Here is a 15,668-nt window from a genome sequence, read left to right as displayed (position 1 = left end):
TGTCCTGGGGGGCCCGTTTGGACGCCGATCACCCCGAAAACGGGGTCCTTATTCCACGCCTAATCACAAGGAAGACAGCGCTCGGGGGGTCGTCTGGCTGGCGAGGGGCTGGCTGACCAGCCCGATGCGGCCGCCGGCGCGGCCGGGTCAACGCCCCGGACCCGCCGGCAGATTGGCGCGGCTCTAAGGCGTCCCTGGCGGCGGCTGAAATGGATCCGGCCCGTCCGCGCGATCCTGCGCGGCATTGCCCTCCGGCAACATGCGGCGCGGCAGGATGAACGGCTGGCCGGCCGCCGGGACCCGGCCCACGGGCCAGCGCACCCCGAACACCCGCGCGATCAGGTCGTCGCGCAGGATCGCCCCCGGGGCGCCCCGCGCCACGAGGCGCCCGTCGGCGAGCACCAGCAGGGTCTCGGCATAGGCCGCCGCCAGGTTGAGGTCGTGCAGGATCGCCACCACGCCGACGCCCGCCCGCCGCAAGGCGTCCACGGCCTCGAGGATCGCGCTCTGATGGCGCAGGTCGAGGCTCGCGGTGGGCTCGTCGAGGAACAGGACCTGCCCGGCGGCGAGGGTGCGGCCGGCGGCGAGCTGGCACAGCACCCGCGCGAACTGGACCCTCGCCTGCTCCCCGCCCGACAGGCTCTGATAGGCCCGCTCGGCGAGATGCAGGATGTCGGCCCTGCGCAGGGCGTCCGCCAGGATCGCCTCCCGGTCCCGGCGGCCGAGGCCGCGGCCGATGCCGTCGAGGCCGATCCGGGCCACCTCCGCGACGGCGAACGGGAAGGCGAGCCGGGCGCTCTGGGGAAGCACCGCCCGCAGGGCCGCGAGCCGCCAGGGCGGGATCGCCGCGACCGGGACGCCCCCGTAGGCGACGACGCCCCGGCTCGGGCGCAGTTCCCCGCAGAGGAGGCGCATGAGCGTGGACTTGCCCGCGCCGTTCGGCCCGATGACGACCTGCAGGGTGCCGGGCTCCACCGTCAGCGAGACCCCCTCGACGAGGTTGCGGCCGCCGGCCGCGAAGGCGAGGTCCGACCCCGCGAGGAGCGGCGCCCTCTCAGACATCGATGCCCCGGGTCCCGGCGAGCAGCAGCCAGAGGAAGACCGGGGCGCCGACGAGGGCGGTGACGATCCCGATCGGGAGCTCGGCCGGCGCCACGACGAGGCGGGCCGCGACATCCGCCAGGACCAGGAGCGCGCCGCCCAGGAGGGCGCTCGCCGGCAGGAGCCGGCGATGCTCCGGGCCGATGAGCAGGCGCAGGGCGTGCGGCACCACGAGGCCGATGAAGCCGATGACGCCCGCCGCCGCGACGCTCGCCCCGACGGCGACGGCGACGAGCAGGATGGCCGTGCGCTTGAGGCGCTCCACCGGGATGCCGAGGTGGAAGGCCTCCGCCTCCCCGAGCACCAGGGCGTTGAGGCCGCGGCCGAGGAACGGGACGGCGACGAGGACCGGGAGGATCGCCGGGGCGGTGGCTGCCACCTTGGCCCAGCTCGCGCCGCCGAGGCTCCCCAGCGACCAGAAGGTGAGGTCGCGCAATTGCCGGTCGTCGCTGGCGTAGACGAGGAGCCCCGTCATGGCGCCCGTCAACGCCCCGAGGGCGATGCCGGCGAGCAGCATCGTGGCGACCGAGGTCCGGCCCGCGCGGGTCGCCACGAGGGAGAGGCCGAGCGTCGCCGCGAGCCCGCCGAGGAAGGCCGCCGCGGGCAGCACCGCGTAGGGGAGCGGGCCGGGCAGGCCGAGCGCCTGGAGGAGCCGGTCTCCCAGCACGATGACGACGGCCGCCGCGAGCCCGGCCCCGGCGGAGACGCCGACCAGCGCCGGATCTGCCAGGGGGTTGCGGAAGAGCCCCTGCATCAGCGCCCCCGAGACCGCGAGCCCGGCCCCGACCAGGAAACCGAGCAGGGTCCGCGGCAGGCGGATGTTGAGGATGACGAGGGCGTCGCGCGCGAGGGCGGGGTCGCTCCCGCCCCGCACCAGCAAGTCGAGGATCCGGGACGGGGCGATGCGGATGGCCCCGACCCCGACGGAGAGGAGGGCGACGGCGATGACCAGGGCCGCGAGGCCGGCCAGGACCAGGGCGCCCCGGCGCCGCGCGGCCGCCGGCCGGACCCGCCCCGGCGCCTCACCCACGGATGAGGTCGGGATAGACCGCCCGCATCAGGTCCCTCGCGGCGTCGGGGGTGCGCGGGCCGAAGCCCAGGAGGTAGAGGCCGTCCATCGTCACGAGGGCGCGCTTCGCGGCGGCCGGCGTCTGGCCGAGGGCGGTGCCGGGCGTAAAGGTCGTCTCCGGGGTCGGGGCCTCGGCGCCGTTGCGCATCAGCACCACGGCGTCCGGGGCGGCGGCGAGGATCGCCTCGTCGGTGATCGGCTTGAACCCCTCGATGCCGGCCGCGGCGTTGTCGATCCCCGCCAGCGCCAGGATGCCGTCCGCCGTGCTGCCGCGGCCGCCCACCATGACGCGCCCGTTCGCCAGGGACAGCACCACCAGGGCCCTGGCCGGGCGGGTGATGCGGGCGCGCTGCCGGCTCAGCCCGGCGAACTGCGCCCCGACCTCCCGGGCGAGCGCCTCGGCCTGCCCCTTGAGGCCGGCGAGGCGCCCGACCGCCAGGATCTTGTCGAGGACGCCCTCGGGGGTCGGCGGCTCCTTCACGATGGAGACCGGCACGCCGGCCTCGCGCACCAGGCTCAGCACGTCCGACGGCCCCGCGCCCTCGGCGGCGATCACCAGGTCCGGCCCGGCCGAGAGCAGCCCCTCGGCCGACAGGGCCCGCAGATACCCGACATTCGGCTTCTCGCGCAGGACCTCGGCCGGGTAGACGCTCGTCGTATCGACCGCCACGATCCGGTCGGCGGCCCCGAGCCGGTAGAGGATCTCGGTGACGGCGCCCCCGAGCGCGGCGATGCGCGAGGCCTGGGCGGCCGCCCGCGGGGAGCCGGGGAGGGCCGCGAGGCCGAGGGCGCCGGCCAGGAGCGCCCGGCGGGTCCAGCGGGCAGGGACGGGATCGTGCGTCATTTCGTGAGGACCGGCTTGTCGTTGGCGGTGACCCGAAGCCGGTCGCGCTCCCCCGCGTGGAGACGGATCGCCGCGCGCTGGCCCTTCGTCAGAGCTGTCGCGCTGATCACGACGCCCGGCTCGGCACTTTGATCACCTGGGATAGCATGTGGGTCACCTGGGATAGCATGTGGGTCCGCGCATGCAACTTCAGCCTCGGATTCCATCTTCGACAGAGTGCAGACTTTGGAAAGACCGCACTTTTGAATTACTCAATTCTAAAGCGCGGATACTATCGGCCATCTCTCCTACGAGGGCCCTTGTTCTGAGGCAAGACAGATCAGCGCCCGTCCATGGCAGCCGGCGCCGGCGGCCGGACCCGGATGTTCGATCGCGAGGAGCCGGCTCCGGATGCCGCAGGGCGGCGCGGGCGGGTGCCGGGGCGGGGGAGGGCGCCGGCCGGGGCTCAGCAGCCCCCGCAGACGCCGCCCATCGTCTTCTTCATCTTCGCGTCCCAAGCCTTGGTGCGCGCGTCCGTGGCCTTCCGGGTCCGATCCTGCGCGTCCCCGCCCGTCCGCGCGCCCGCGGCCGCCGGATCCGCGGATCCGGGCTGCGGCGGCAGGGTGGCGGGGGTGGGCTGGCGGTGCGCGGGGCCGGCGGCCGTCAGGCCCGTCAGGGCGAGGGCGATCGTGGTGACGCGAAGCATCGGCCTGCCTCCTGAGCAACACGCCGAGGAGCCTAGCACGAAAACGCCGGACGGTGCCGCGCCCGGAGGCGCCGCGCCCGCCTAGGTCCGGTCGCGCGCCGATGCCTGCGGCCGGGCGATCTTCCCTTCCTCGGCCTTGCGGACGTACTGCTCCGCGACGAGCCAGCCCTTGAAGAACCGCAGGGGCAGCGTGCAGGCGATCAGCACGATCGGCAGGGTCGTGACCGCGTGCACCCACAGGGACGGCTCGTAGGTCAGCTCGAGCCAGATCCCGAAGGCGGTGGCCGGCACGGCGGCCGTCATCATCACGAAGAAGGCCGGGCCGTCCGCCGGGTCGGCGAACGCGAAGTCGAGGCCGCAGACGTCGCAGCGCGGCGCGAGCTTGAGGAAGCCGCTGAACAGGTGGCCGCGCCCGCAGCGCGGGCACCGGCTTCTCATGGCCACGCCGATGGGCGACTGCGCGGCGTAGGACGGCTCGGACATGCGGGCTCCTCTTCTTCGTCAGGGCTAACGCGCGATGGCGGTCAGCGATGCGCCGCAGGCAGACCCGGCTCCGCGATCATCGGCGCGGTACCGCGATCATCGGCGCGCGACCGCGATCATCGGCGCGCGACCGCGTCGAGGCCCCGCCCGAGGTCGCGCAGGAGGTCGTCCTCGGCCTCCAGCCCGATGGACAGGCGCAGGAGCCCGTCCGTGATCCCGGCCGTCGCGCGGGCCGCCGGGTCCATGGCGGCGTGGGTCATCGTCGCCGGGTGCGCGATCAGGCTCTCGACCCCGCCGAGCGACTCGGCCAGCGTGAAGACCTGCAGCGCCTCGACGAGGGCGCGCACCGCCTCGCGGCCCCCGGTGAGCTCGAAGCTCAGCATCGCGCCGAAACCGCTCTGCTGGGCCTTGGCGGTCTCGTGTCCCGGATGCGTCGCCAGCCCCGGATAGTACACGCGCCCCACGCGGGGATGGGCGGCGAGGCAGGCGGCGACCGCCGCGGCATTCCGTTCCTGGCGCTCGATCCGGACGAAGAGCGTGCGGATGCCGCGCAGGGTCAGGTAGGCGTCGAAGGGCGATCCGGTGACGCCGATCGTGTTGGCCCAGGCCGCGAGCTCCTCGCCCAGGGCGGCCTCGGCCGCCACCACGGCGCCGCCGATCACGTCGGAATGGCCGTTGAGATACTTCGTCGTCGAGTGCACGACGAGATCGGCCCCGAGGGCGATCGGCTGCTGCAGCGCCGGCGACAGGAAGGTGTTGTCGACGACGAGCCGCGCCCCCACGGCCCGGGCGCGCTCCGCCATGTCGCGGATGTCCACGACCCGCATCAGCGGGTTGCTGGGCGTCTCGGTGAGGACCAGCTTCGGCTTCCCGGCGAAGGCGGCGGAAAGCGCCTCCCGGTCGGTCTGGTCGACGAAGGCGACGCGGTAATGGCCCCGCGCGCTGCGCAGGCTGAGCAGGCGGTGCGTGCCGCCGTAGCAATCGTGGGGGGCGAGCAGGAGGTCGCCCGGAAGCAGGCTCGACAGGGCGAGGTCGAGGGCCGCCATGCCGCTCGCCAGCATGACGGCGCGGGCGCCGCCCTCGAGCTTCGCGATCGTGTCCGCGACCTGGTCGCGGGTCGGGTTGCCGAGCCGGGAATAATCGTAAGGTCCGGCCCTCTCGAAGCCCGGGAACTGGAAGGTCGTCGACAGGTGGATGGGCGGAATGACGGCTCCGAACGCCGCGTCCTGTGCCACGCCGTGCGCCGCCGCAATCGTCTGGGCCGCCTTCCGATCCGCCATCTCGAACACTCCGCCGCCACGAACCCGCCCGCCGCGGGCAGCCCGGTCGCGTGTTCTCTATAACGAACGTTACGGCCATTCAACAGGACGAGCCGAGGGCCGAGCGAGGCGCCCGCGCGGCGGCCGCCCGATCCCCGACCCTCCGGCGGGGCCGTCAGATATAGGTCGAGGCGAGGGCCGGCGAGCCCTCGAGGGCGTGGGCCAGCATGTCCAGCCCGTGCGCGATCTGCTGCCGGGTCGAGGGACCGCCGAGGCAGAGGCGCACCGCCTCCGGCGGCGTCCCCGCCACGCAGAAGGGATCGCTGCCGACGACGCCGAGCCCGGCCGACCGGCCCTGGCTGGCGAAGGCCGAGCGCGTCCAGCCCTCCGGCAGGGTGATCCAGACGTGGAAGCCGTGCGGGTCGGCGGTGTAGGTCTCGGGCGGAAGCAGCGCGGCCGCGATGCGCTGGCGCGCGGCCGATTCCTCGCGGACGAATTGCAGGATGGCCTCCGCGGTGCCGTCCGTGATCCAGCGCGTCGCCAGCGCCGTCGAGATCGGCGAGGCCATGACGGTGGCGGCCCGCAGGGCGGCGCCGAGGGGCAGGGCCGTCCGGGCGCTCGGGGCGACCAGGAAGGCGAGGCGGAGCCCGGCGCCGAGGCACTTGGCGAGGCCCGCCACGTAGTGGGTGATCTCCGGCGCGAGCTCCGCGAAGCTCGGCGGCGGCGTCGGGCAGATGCGCGCGTAGGCGTCGTCCTCGATGATGCTGACGGCGTAGCGCCGCGCCACCGCGATGATGGCCTCGCGCCGGCCCCGGGGCAGGGTCGCGGTGGTGGGGTTCTGCAGGAGCGGGTTCAGGTAGATCGCCTTCGGGGCGACCCGGGTGCAGGCGGCCGCGAAGGCGTCGGGATCGACCCCGTGCCGGTCCATGGGCAGGTCGACGAGGCGCAGCCCGAGATGGGCCGTCAAGGCGCGGATGCCCGGATAGGTGATCCGCTCGGCGCAGATGGCGTCGCCCGGCCGTGCGACCTGGCCGAGCACGCTGAACAGGGCGCTGTGCGCCCCCGGGCAGATCAGGAGGCGCTCCCGCGTGGCGACGATCCCGCGGCCCCCGAGCCAGCGCAACGCCGCCTCCTTGTCCTCGTCCGTGCCGCCGAAGCCCTGGTAGCGCAGCAGGTTGGTCAGGTTGCCGGACAGCTCCGCGAAGGAGGCCTGCATCCGCGCCCGCAGGGCCGGCGCGTCGGGCTCGGGGGGCAGGTTCATGGTGAAGTCGACCGGCCCGGTCCGGGGGGCGCCGGCGACCGCCGCCGGCCGCGGCGCGCGGGCGGGGTCGACCACGAAGGTCCCCTGGCCGACGCGCCCCTCGATCAGGCCGCGCCTGTGGGCCTCGACGTAGCCGCGGGAGACCGTGGTGAAGTTCAGGTCGAGGGCCCCCGCGAGGGCGCGCTGGGTCGGCAGGCGCGTGCCGGCCGTGAGGCGCCCCGTCCGGATGTCCTCCGCCAAGGCCTCCACGATGGCGAGGTAGTGCGGCTTGCCCCACCGCTTCAGGTCCGGCGTCCAGCGCCCGGCCACGCCACCCTGGGCCCCCGGTCGGCCATCCCGCTCCGGCGAAGTCATCCGTTCCACGCCCTGCCACCGCCATGCGATCAATCGTCGATTGTATGGCTAGCAATCGCCGTACCGCGTGCGGACCCGGCAGCGGCCCGATGAACTCTCCATACAATCCGATCAATCGGAAGCACCGGAATGTGCAGCCCCTGGTCGTATACTGGGCAGGGGATGCCCGGCAACTGGGCGACGTCCCGACGACACGGGGATCAGCAACGCCGATATTGATCGGATCATTGTACTCATCTCCGGGCGCCGCATTGATCGACTGATTGATCGCCCGGTTCTGGCACGCCGCTTGCCGTGGAGGGGAGGCGACTGCGCGCAGCGCCGGCTGCCGCGATCCAGTCCCCCCAAGGAGCGAGAGCCATGCCTGCCGTCAATCGCGAACCCCACAAGAAGGGCGACGTCCTGGTCGATTACGAGGAGAAGGTCTTCGAGGACGTGAAGGCCGAGCCGGGCCAGAAGGCGCTGGTGACCTTCCACACCGTCGCGTTCGAGGGCTCGATCGGCCTCGTGAACCTGCTCCAGGCCACCCGCCTGCAGCGCAAGGGCTTCGAGACCTCCATCCTGCTCTACGGCCCCGGCATCACCCTCGGGGTGCAGCGCGGCTTCCCGAGGCTCGGCGACGAGGCCTTCCCGGGGCATCTCAACTTCAACAACCAGCTCGAGAAGTTCATGGCCGAAGGCGGCAAGGTCTATGCCTGCCGGTTCTCGACCCAGGCCCTCTACGGCCATGGCGAGGCCGCCTTCATCGAGGGCATCCGCATGATCAACCCCCTCGACGTCCTCGACTGCATCCTGCTGCACAAGCGCGACAACGCGGTGATCATCGACACCTGGACCGTCTGACCGGCCCCGGGGCGCAACCGGGACCGCGCATCCGGCGGCCGCGCCCGGCGCGGCCGCCGTCACAGCCGGAGGATCATCCATGTCTGAGAACCGGATCGTGTCAGAGAACCGGATCGTGCGCGCCGCCGCCGTCCAGATCGCCCCGGACCTCGACCGGCCGGAGGGCACCCTGGAGCGCGTGCTGAACGCGATCGACGAGGCGGCGGGCAAGGGCGCGCGCTTCCTGGTCTTCCCCGAGACCTTCGTGCCCTACTACCCCTACTTCTCCTTCGTCCTGCCCCCCGCCCTGCAGGGGCCTGAGCACCTGCGCCTCTACGAGCGGGCCGTGACGGTGCCGGGGCCGGTGACGCAGGCCGTCTCCGCCGCCGCGCGCCGCCACGGCGCCGTCATCGTGCTCGGCGTCAACGAGCGCGACCACGGCTCGCTCTACAATGCGCAGCTGATCTTCGACGCCGACGGCGCGCTGAAGCTGAAGCGCCGCAAGATCACCCCGACCTATCACGAGCGCATGGTCTGGGGGCAGGGCGACGGCGCCGGGCTCACGGTGGTGGAGACCGCGATCGGCCGCGTCGGGGCGCTCGCCTGCTGGGAGCACTACAACCCGCTCGCCCGCTACGCCCTGATGGCGCGCCACGAGGAGATCCACGCGGCGCAGTTCCCGGGATCGCTCGTCGGCCAGGTCTTCGCCGACCAGATGGAGGTGACGATCCGCCACCACGCCCTCGAGGCGGCCTGCTTCGTGGTCAACGCCACGGGCTGGCTCACCGAGGAGCAGGTCGCGCGGGTCTGCCCGGACGAGCGCCTGCGCGGTGCCTGCCGCGGCGGCAACGGCACCGCGATCGTGTCGCCGGAGGGCCGGCACCTCGCCGAGCCGCTCGGGGCCGGGGAGGGCATCCTGATCGCCGACATGGACCTCGCGCTGGTGACGAAGCGCAAGCGGATGATGGACTCGGTCGGGCACTACGCGCGGCCCGAGCTCCTCAGCCTCCTCCACGACGACCGGCCGGCCTCATTCGTGCACCGGCCGCAGCGTTCGCAGACCGATCCCCGGAGCCTCGACCATGATGAGCCGCCCGCGACCGACGAGCCCGCCCCCCCGTCCGCCGGTCGCCCCGGGCCTCGTCGGGATGCCGACCGAGCGCCTGATCAACGCGTTGCAATCCTTCGGGGTTAGGCTCGCCGACGCCCGCCCGGGGGTCGCCAGCCGCCGGGGCGGCGCCGGCCCCTCCGACCACAAGGCGATGACGATCGCGGGCCGGACCGTGATGGTGCCGGTCCACACCGCGGCCGCGTTCGACTCGCCCTTCCTGGTGCGCCGCCCCGACCCGGACGGCGTCTCCGAGATCGAGCATGACGGCGTGGTGATCGGGCGGGCGACCTTCCCGGGCAAGCCGCGCTTCTACGCCCTCTCGACCTTCGACGGGGTGCCCTATTCCCAGATCGCCGTGCTGCACGGGCGCGACGTCCTCGCCACCACCGTGCTGCAGACCTGCATCCGCTACGCGAGCCGCACCAAGACCTGCCGGTTCTGCTCGATCGGCCAGTCGCTGGCCGCCGGCCGCACCGTGGCGCGCAAGAGCCCCGAGCAGCTCGCCGAGGTCGCCCGCGCGGCGGTGCTCCTCGACGGCGTCAGGCACATGGTGATGACGACGGGCACCCCGAACGCCACCGACCGGGGCGCGGCGATCCTCTGCGAGAGCGCCTTCGCGGTGAAGGCCGCGGTCGACCTGCCGATCCAGGCCCAGTGCGAGCCGCCCGACGACGACCGCTGGTTCGCCCGCCTCAAGGCCTCCGGCGTCGACGCCCTCGGGCTGCATCTCGAGGCGGTGACGCCGGAGGTGCGGGCCCGGATCATGCCCGGCAAGGCGAGCGTGCCGCTGGAGCGCTACTACGACGCCTTCGCGGCCGCGGTCCCGGTCTTCGGGCGGGGCCAGGTCTCGACCTACATCCTGGCGGGGCTCGGCGACACGCCGGAGGCCATCCTGGCGACGGCCGAGCGCCTGGTCGGCCTCGGCGTCTACCCGTTCGTGGTGCCCTTCGTGCCGATCTCCGGCACACCGCTGGAGAGCCATCCGGGCCCCTCGCCCGACCTCATGCACGCGATCCTGCAGCCGCTCGCCGCGCTGCTGGCCGGGGCCGGCCTGCGCTCCGGCGAGATCAAGGCGGGCTGCGGCCGCTGCGGCGCCTGCTCGGCCCTCTCGGCCTACGAGCGCACGGGAGCGGCGGCATGATGCTGGAGCCCGTCCCCCCCTTCTGGCCGAGCCATTTCCGGGTGAAGTTCGCCACGAGCCCCTGGGAGCAGCGCGCCTGCGCGGCCCTGCGCCGGCAGGTCTTCTGCACGGAGCAGGGGATCTTCCGGGAGGACGACCGGGATGCGGTCGACGCGCACGCCATCCCGATCTGCGCGCTCTCGACCCTCGGCGGCGACCTCGATGCCGTGGTGGGCACCGTGCGCATCCACGAGGCCGCGGAGCGGCCCGGCGAGTGGTGGGGCTCGCGCCTCGCCGTCGCCCGGCGCTTCCGCGGCACGGCGGCCCTCGGGGCGGGGCTGATCCGGGTCGCGGTCTCCTCGGCCCATGCCCGGGGCTGCACCCGCTTCCTCGCCCACGTGCAGAGCAGCAACGCCGCCCTGTTCGAGGCCCTGCACTGGGAGAGCCTGGGCGAGACCGGCCTGCATGGGCGGCCGCACCGCCTGATGCGGGCGGATCTTTCGGCCTATCCGCCGATGCACGATCCCGAGCGCGGCCTCATCACCCTGCGCAAGGCCGCGTGATGACGATGACCCTCGACCTCCCGACCCTCGACCTCCCGGCCCTCGACCTCCCGACCCTGGCGCGGCGCATCCGCGACGCCCGGGGCGTCGCGCACAAGCGCGACATCGACGCCGTCGTGGCGCGCCTCGGGCTGGGGCGGGGCGACGCGGCGGTGCCGGTCGGCGACGATTGCGCCGCGATTCCCGACGGCGACGGGCACCTGCTCCTGGCGATCGAGGGCTTCCTCGACGGGTTCGTGGCGGAGGATCCCTACTTCGCCGGCTATTGCGGCATCATGGTCAACCTCAGCGACGTCGCCGCCATGGGCGGGCGTCCGCTCGCGGTCGTCGACGCCCTCTGGAGCCGGGGCGCCGACGCGGCCGACCCGATCCTGGCCGGCCTGTCCGATGCCGCGGCGCTCTACGGCGTGCCGGTGGTGGGCGGCCACACCAACACCCGGGCCGCCTCCGGCAACCTCGCGGTCGCCGTGCTCGGCCGGGCGGGGCCGCGCCTCCTGACGAGCTTCGACGCGGCGCCCGGCGACGACCTGATCGCCGTCATCGACCTGCGCGGGCGCTTCCGCGATCCGCACCCGTACTGGGACGCCTCGACCGGCAGCCCGGGCGCGCGCCTGCGGGGCGACCTCGCGCTGCTGCCGGGCCTCGCCGAGGACGGGCTGGCCTGCGCCGCCAAGGACATCAGCATGGCGGGCGTCGTCGGCACGGCCCTGATGCTGCTCGAATGCTCGGGCGTCGGCGGGTCGATCGACCTCGCGGCGATCCCGCGGCCCGACGCGGTCCCGCTCGACCGCTGGCTCACCGCCTTCCCGAGCTTCGGCTACGTCCTCGGCGTGCGGCCGGACCGCACGCCGGCCGTGCGCGCGCGCTTCGCCGAGCGCGGCCTCGCGGCCGCCGCCATCGGTCGCCTCGACGCGAGCCGGGTCGTCCGGGTGCGGGACGCCTCCGGCGGCGAGGCGGTGGTCTGGGACCTCCGCGCCGGGCCGCTGACCGGCTGCGGCCGTCGGGAGACGAACGATGCCTGAGATGCGCTTTCACGTCCGCTGGCCGGATGGCCGGCGCGAGGCCTGCTACTCGCCCTCGCTCGTGGTCACGGACTACCTCGCCCCCGGCGCGAGCTACCCGGTCGCCGAGTTCGTCGAGAAGACCCGGATCGCCCTCACAATCGCCAGCGAGCGGGTCCGGGCGAAGTACGGCTTCGCCTGCTCGGCAGCCCTGGACCAGCTCGCCCGGATCGAGGCCGTCGCCCGGGGGCAGGATCCGGCGGGGCGCGTCACGGTCGAGACCTTCGACACCTGAAGCCCCCGATCCCCGCCCGACCTCCTGGAGGCAGAGCCATGACACCCACTCCTCGCCACGTCCCGGTCGCCATCGTGGGCGGCGGACAGGCCGGCCTCTCGGTCAGCTACCACCTCACGCAGGCCGGCATCGAGCACCTCGTCTTCGAGGCGCGGACCGCCGCCCACACCTGGGCGACGCAGCGCTGGGACACGTTCTGCCTCGTCACCCCCAACTGGCAATGCGACCTGCCGGGCCACCCCTACGACGGCCCCGACCCCGACGGCTTCATGCGGAAGGAGGAGATCGTCGCCTATCTGGCGGCCTTCGCCGCCAAGGTGAATCCGCCGATCCGCGAGGGCGTCACGGTCCGGCGGGCGGAGCCCCTGGCGGCGGGCGGCTTCTCGGTCCGGACCTCGGACGGGGACTACACCGCCGACGAGATCGTCGTGGCCTCGGGCGGCTACCACACGCCCATCATCCCCCGCATGGCCGAGCGGCTGCCGTCCTCCGTCATGCAGATCCACTCGAACCAGTACCGCAACCCGGGGCAGTTGCCCGAGGGCGACGTGCTCGTCGTCGGCTCGGGCCAATCCGGCGCGCAGATCGCCGAGGACCTGCACCTCGCCGGGCGCAGGGTGCACCTCGCGGTCGGCGACGCGCCCCGCTGCGCCCGGTTCTACCGCGGCCGCGACGTCGTCACCTGGCTCGCCGACATGGGCTATTACGAGATGTCCGTCGACGACCATCCGCTGCGCGACGGCGTCCGGGACAACACCAACCACTACGTCACCGGCCGCGACGGCGGCCGCGACATCGACCTGCGCCGCTTCGCGACGGAGGGCATGCGGCTCTACGGCGTGCTGGACGGGTTCGAGGACGGCTGCCTGCGGTTCCGCGACAATCTCCGGTCCTCGCTCGACCAGGCCGACCGGACCTATAACGGCATCAACGCGGCCATCGACAAGCACATCGCCAGCCGGGGGATCGAGGCCCCGGCGCAGGCGCATTACGCCCCCGTCTGGGAGCCGGAGGCGCCCGTCACCAGCCTCGCCCTCGCGGGCTCCGGCATCGCCGCCATCGTCTGGTGCATCGGCTTCAGGCCGGATTTCTCCTGGCTCGACGCGTCCGTGTTCAACGGGGCCGGCCGGCCGAAGCACAGCCGCGGCGTCACGGTTCAGCCGGGCCTCTCCTTCATCGGGCTGCCCTGGCTGCACACCTGGGGCTCCGGCCGGTTCGGGGCGGTCGGCCGCGACGCGGAGCACATCGCCCGGGTGATCCAGAAGCGCCTCGGCGCGGACCGGTTCGCCCTGCGCTTCGCGGTCTGAGCCCGGTCCCCTCGGGGAACGGTCTCGCCGGCCATTCCGCCAGCGGGGACGGGCCGCCGCGCGGCGGTCCGTCCCGTGGGTCGAGGGGCTGGCCGGACGCCCTAGAAGTCCATGCCGCCCATGCCGCCGCCGCCCGGCATCGCGGGGGCGCCGTTGTCCTTCTTCGGAGCGTCGGCGATCATGGCTTCCGTGGTGACGAGGAGGCCGGCGACCGAGGCCGCGCCCTGCAGCGCCGCCCGGACGACCTTGGCGGGGTCGACGATGCCGGCCTGGAGCATGTCCACGTACTCCTCGGTCTGGGCGTTGAAGCCGTAGGTCTCGGAGCCCGTGTTGTCGGTGATCTTGCCGACCACGATCGAGCCCTCGACGCCGGAATTGTGCGCGATCTGACGGATCGGGGCCTCGAGCGCCCGCAGCACGATCTTGATGCCGGCCTGCACGTCCGGGTTGTCGCTCTTGAGCGCGGCGACCGCGGACCGGGCGCGCAGGAGCGCGGTGCCGCCGCCGGGGACGATGCCCTCCTCCACCGCCGCGCGGGTGGCGTGCAGGGCGTCCTCGACCCGGTCCTTCTTCTCCTTGACCTCGATCTCGGTGGAGCCGCCGACGCGGATGATGGCGACGCCGCCCGCGAGCTTGGCCAGACGCTCCTGCAGCTTCTCGCGGTCGTAGTCCGAGGTGGTCTCCTCGATCTGCGCCTTGATCTGGCCGACCCGGGCCTCGATGTCGGACTTCTCGCCCGAACCGTCGATGATCGTGGTGTTCTCCTTCTCGATGCGGACGCGCTTGGCGCGGCCGAGCATCTCGATGGTCACGTTCTCGAGCTTGATGCCGAGGTCTTCCGAGATGGTCTGCCCCTTGGTCAGGACCGCGATGTCCTCGAGCATCGCCTTGCGGCGATCGCCGAAGCCCGGGGCCTTGACGGCCGCGACCTTGAGGCCGCCGCGCAGCTTGTTCACCACGAGGGTGGCCAGCGCCTCGCCCTCGATGTCCTCGGCGATGATCAGGAGCGGCTTGCCGGTCTGGACCACGGCCTCGAGGATGGGCAGCAGCGCCTGCAGCGAGGAGAGCTTCTTCTCGTGGATGAGGATGTAGGGATCGTCGAGATCGGCGATCATCTTCTCGGCGTTGGTGATGAAGTACGGCGAGAGGTAGCCGCGGTCGAACTGCATGCCCTCGACGACGTCGAGCTCGGTCACGGCGGTCTTGGCCTCCTCGGCCGTGATCACGCCCTCGTTGCCGACCTTCTGCATGGCGTGGGCGATCATCTCGCCGATCTCGGTGTCGCCGTTGGCCGAGATGGTGCCGACCTGGGCGATCTCCTCCGAGGAGGCGACCTTCCGGGCCCGCTGGGTGATGTCCTTCACGGCGGCGGCGACGGCCTGGTCGATGCCGCGCTTGAGGTCCATCGGGTTCATGCCGGCGGCGACATACTTGGCGCCCTCGCGCACGATCGCGGCGGCCAGCACCGTGGCGGTGGTGGTGCCGTCGCCGGCCAGGTCACTCGACTTCGAGGCCACTTCGCGCACCATCTGGGCGCCCATGTTCTCGAACTTGTCGGCGAGCTCGATCTCCTTGGCGACGGTGACGCCGTCCTTGGTGATGCGGGGGGCGCCGAAGCTCTTCTCGATCACGACGTTGCGGCCCTTCGGGCCGAGCGTCACCTTCACGGCGTTGGCGAGAAGCTCGACACCGTGCAGCATTCTCTCGCGCGCGTCCGACGAGAAACGTACGTCCTTGGCAGCCATGGGATGGGTCCACTTTCTGGAATTGCAGCCCGAGGCTGCCCGGGATGGGCGGCCTCGAAGGGCCTGCTGGAAATTCGGGGAGACGTCCGAGACGGTCTAGGCGACGACGCCGAGAAGGTCGGATTCCTTCATGATCAGGAGGTCCTGACCGTCGATCTTGACCTCGGTGCCGGACCACTTGCCGAACAGGACGCGGTCGCCGGCCTTGACGTCGAGCGCGTTCACGCGGCCGGCCTCGTCGCGGGCGCCGGGGCCGACGGCGACGACCTCGCCCTCCTGCGGCTTCTCCTTGGCGGTGTCCGGGATGATGATGCCGCCCTTGGTCTTCTCCTCGCCCTCGATACGGCGGACGACGACACGGTCGTGCAGCGGACGAAATGTCATGAAGGCCTCCAAAACTCTGCTCAACAGCAAGCACCAGGGCGCTGCGCGCCATCGGTGACCGGGTCGCCCGATCGCCGGCCGCCGCCCTGCTCCGGGTGGCTTAGCACTCCTGGCATCGGACTGCTAACGATGATTTGCCCGTCGAGGCCCGGGCTCCGGGTGGTTTCCACGCCGGCGCGCGCGTGCAGGGTGCGAAATCCTGCGGATCGGGCGGGTCGCCGCGCGTGACCGGCGACCTGCGGGTGCCGCGGCGCATCGCGTGGC

17 protein-coding genes are annotated in these 15,668 nt (G+C 73.0%); 7 read left to right on the top strand and 10 right to left on the bottom strand.

Translation table 11 applies throughout. The annotated features are described in order from the left end of the window. Positions 1 to 183 precede the first annotated feature (183 nt). The 8 genes from F6X51_RS24430 to F6X51_RS24395 all read right to left on the bottom strand — a co-directional run bounded on the left by F6X51_RS24430 (position 184) and on the right by F6X51_RS24395 (position 7,056). Positions 184 to 1,062, bottom strand: coding sequence for a heme ABC transporter ATP-binding protein (locus F6X51_RS24430; RefSeq protein ID WP_150966378.1), 879 nt, complete (start codon positions 1,060 to 1,062; stop codon positions 184 to 186). Then, positions 1,055 to 2,131, bottom strand: coding sequence for a FecCD family ABC transporter permease (locus tag F6X51_RS24425; protein ID WP_150966376.1), 1,077 nt, complete (start codon positions 2,129 to 2,131; stop codon positions 1,055 to 1,057). Before F6X51_RS24425 ends, F6X51_RS24430 begins: the two co-directional genes overlap by 8 nt. Beyond that, positions 2,124 to 3,014 carry a heme/hemin ABC transporter substrate-binding protein gene (locus F6X51_RS24420; protein ID WP_150966374.1) on the bottom strand — a complete coding sequence of 297 codons (891 nt, stop codon included), beginning with the start codon at positions 3,012 to 3,014 and terminating at the stop codon, positions 2,124 to 2,126. Before F6X51_RS24420 ends, F6X51_RS24425 begins: the two co-directional genes overlap by 8 nt. Further along, positions 3,011 to 3,124 carry a hemin uptake protein HemP gene (hemP, locus tag F6X51_RS28185; protein WP_191970247.1) on the bottom strand — a complete coding sequence of 38 codons (114 nt, stop codon included), beginning with the start codon at positions 3,122 to 3,124 and terminating at the stop codon, positions 3,011 to 3,013. Before hemP ends, F6X51_RS24420 begins: the two co-directional genes overlap by 4 nt. Before the next feature lie 335 nt (positions 3,125 to 3,459). Further along, the gene (locus tag F6X51_RS24410) at positions 3,460 to 3,699 is read right to left on the bottom strand and encodes a hypothetical protein (protein WP_150966370.1); all 240 of its coding nucleotides are present in this window, start codon (positions 3,697 to 3,699) and stop codon (positions 3,460 to 3,462) included. An 81-nt stretch (positions 3,700 to 3,780) separates the two neighbouring features. After that, a complete protein-coding gene (locus tag F6X51_RS24405) occupies positions 3,781 to 4,182 on the bottom strand; it encodes a DUF983 domain-containing protein (RefSeq protein ID WP_150966368.1) in 402 nt (133 codons plus the stop codon). A gap of 116 nt (positions 4,183 to 4,298) precedes the next feature. Next, positions 4,299 to 5,462, bottom strand: a complete 1,164-nt coding sequence (metB, locus tag F6X51_RS24400; protein WP_150966366.1) for a cystathionine gamma-synthase — start codon at positions 5,460 to 5,462, stop codon at positions 4,299 to 4,301. A gap of 154 nt (positions 5,463 to 5,616) precedes the next feature. Continuing rightward, positions 5,617 to 7,056 carry an aminotransferase-like domain-containing protein gene (locus tag F6X51_RS24395; protein WP_150966390.1) on the bottom strand — a complete coding sequence of 480 codons (1,440 nt, stop codon included), beginning with the start codon at positions 7,054 to 7,056 and terminating at the stop codon, positions 5,617 to 5,619. Positions 7,057 to 7,416: 360 nt separating this feature from the next. On the opposite strand from F6X51_RS24395, the gene F6X51_RS24390 reads away from it, so the two are divergent. The 7 genes from F6X51_RS24390 (at position 7,417) to F6X51_RS24360 (ending at position 13,275) form a co-directional block, all read left to right on the top strand. After that, positions 7,417 to 7,899, top strand: coding sequence for an MSMEG_0572/Sll0783 family nitrogen starvation response protein (locus F6X51_RS24390; RefSeq protein ID WP_012317268.1), 483 nt, complete (start codon positions 7,417 to 7,419; stop codon positions 7,897 to 7,899). 97 nt (positions 7,900 to 7,996) lie between these two features. Next, the gene (locus tag F6X51_RS24385; protein ID WP_150966388.1) at positions 7,997 to 9,073 is read left to right on the top strand and encodes a Nit6803 family nitrilase; all 1,077 of its coding nucleotides are present in this window, start codon (positions 7,997 to 7,999) and stop codon (positions 9,071 to 9,073) included. Continuing rightward, positions 9,027 to 10,130, top strand: a complete 1,104-nt coding sequence (locus F6X51_RS24380) for an MSMEG_0568 family radical SAM protein (RefSeq protein WP_150966364.1) — start codon at positions 9,027 to 9,029, stop codon at positions 10,128 to 10,130. The genes F6X51_RS24385 and F6X51_RS24380 overlap by 47 nt, the downstream gene beginning before the upstream one ends. Further along, the gene (locus F6X51_RS24375) at positions 10,127 to 10,672 is read left to right on the top strand and encodes an MSMEG_0567/Sll0786 family nitrogen starvation N-acetyltransferase (RefSeq protein ID WP_150966363.1); all 546 of its coding nucleotides are present in this window, start codon (positions 10,127 to 10,129) and stop codon (positions 10,670 to 10,672) included. The genes F6X51_RS24380 and F6X51_RS24375 overlap by 4 nt, the downstream gene beginning before the upstream one ends. After that, positions 10,672 to 11,694 (top strand): sll0787 family AIR synthase-like protein, encoded by a 1,023-nt coding sequence (locus F6X51_RS24370; protein ID WP_246696989.1) that lies wholly within the window; start codon positions 10,672 to 10,674, stop codon positions 11,692 to 11,694. The genes F6X51_RS24375 and F6X51_RS24370 overlap by 1 nt, the downstream gene beginning before the upstream one ends. Beyond that, positions 11,687 to 11,968 carry an MSMEG_0570 family nitrogen starvation response protein gene (locus F6X51_RS24365; RefSeq protein ID WP_150966361.1) on the top strand — a complete coding sequence of 94 codons (282 nt, stop codon included), beginning with the start codon at positions 11,687 to 11,689 and terminating at the stop codon, positions 11,966 to 11,968. The genes F6X51_RS24370 and F6X51_RS24365 overlap by 8 nt, the downstream gene beginning before the upstream one ends. A gap of 38 nt (positions 11,969 to 12,006) precedes the next feature. Beyond that, positions 12,007 to 13,275 (top strand): MSMEG_0569 family flavin-dependent oxidoreductase, encoded by a 1,269-nt coding sequence (locus F6X51_RS24360; protein WP_150966359.1) that lies wholly within the window; start codon positions 12,007 to 12,009, stop codon positions 13,273 to 13,275. Positions 13,276 to 13,376: 101 nt separating this feature from the next. On the opposite strand, the gene groL is transcribed toward F6X51_RS24360, so the two are convergent. Then, positions 13,377 to 15,020, bottom strand: a complete 1,644-nt coding sequence (gene groL, locus F6X51_RS24355; protein ID WP_150966357.1) for a chaperonin GroEL — start codon at positions 15,018 to 15,020, stop codon at positions 13,377 to 13,379. A 96-nt stretch (positions 15,021 to 15,116) separates the two neighbouring features. After that, positions 15,117 to 15,404 carry a co-chaperone GroES gene (groES, locus tag F6X51_RS24350; protein ID WP_150966355.1) on the bottom strand — a complete coding sequence of 96 codons (288 nt, stop codon included), beginning with the start codon at positions 15,402 to 15,404 and terminating at the stop codon, positions 15,117 to 15,119. Positions 15,405 to 15,668: the final 264 nt, after the last annotated feature.

Origin of the sequence: Methylobacterium planeticum, from assembly GCF_008806345.1 — a bacterium.
In the GTDB taxonomy this organism is placed as follows: Bacteria; Pseudomonadota; Alphaproteobacteria; order Rhizobiales; family Beijerinckiaceae; genus Methylobacterium; species Methylobacterium planeticum.
Note: the sequence above shows the minus strand (reverse complement) of the source record. Positions and strands in the feature narration are given on the sequence as shown.

Bases quoted from the DNA above. Each gene is read 5' to 3' on its own strand.
- F6X51_RS24430 (WP_150966378.1), bottom strand. From the start codon at position 1,062: ATGTCTGAGAGGGCGCCGCTCCTCGCGGGGTCGGACCTCGCCTTCGCG.
- F6X51_RS24420 (WP_150966374.1), bottom strand. From the start codon at position 3,014: ATGACGCACGATCCCGTCCCTGCCCGCTGGACCCGCCGGGCGCTCCTG.
- F6X51_RS24410 (WP_150966370.1), bottom strand. From the start codon at position 3,699: ATGCTTCGCGTCACCACGATCGCCCTCGCCCTGACGGGCCTGACGGCC.
- F6X51_RS24405 (WP_150966368.1), bottom strand. From the start codon at position 4,182: ATGTCCGAGCCGTCCTACGCCGCGCAGTCGCCCATCGGCGTGGCCATG.
- metB (WP_150966366.1), bottom strand. From the start codon at position 5,462: ATGGCGGATCGGAAGGCGGCCCAGACGATTGCGGCGGCGCACGGCGTG.
- F6X51_RS24395 (WP_150966390.1), bottom strand. From the start codon at position 7,056: ATGACTTCGCCGGAGCGGGATGGCCGACCGGGGGCCCAGGGTGGCGTG.
- F6X51_RS24390 (WP_012317268.1), top strand. From the start codon at position 7,417: ATGCCTGCCGTCAATCGCGAACCCCACAAGAAGGGCGACGTCCTGGTC.
- F6X51_RS24380 (WP_150966364.1), top strand. From the start codon at position 9,027: ATGCCGACCGAGCGCCTGATCAACGCGTTGCAATCCTTCGGGGTTAGG.
- F6X51_RS24375 (WP_150966363.1), top strand. From the start codon at position 10,127: ATGATGCTGGAGCCCGTCCCCCCCTTCTGGCCGAGCCATTTCCGGGTG.
- F6X51_RS24370 (WP_246696989.1), top strand. From the start codon at position 10,672: ATGACGATGACCCTCGACCTCCCGACCCTCGACCTCCCGGCCCTCGAC.
- F6X51_RS24365 (WP_150966361.1), top strand. From the start codon at position 11,687: ATGCCTGAGATGCGCTTTCACGTCCGCTGGCCGGATGGCCGGCGCGAG.
- F6X51_RS24360 (WP_150966359.1), top strand. From the start codon at position 12,007: ATGACACCCACTCCTCGCCACGTCCCGGTCGCCATCGTGGGCGGCGGA.
- groL (WP_150966357.1), bottom strand. From the start codon at position 15,020: ATGGCTGCCAAGGACGTACGTTTCTCGTCGGACGCGCGCGAGAGAATG.
- groES (WP_150966355.1), bottom strand. From the start codon at position 15,404: ATGACATTTCGTCCGCTGCACGACCGTGTCGTCGTCCGCCGTATCGAG.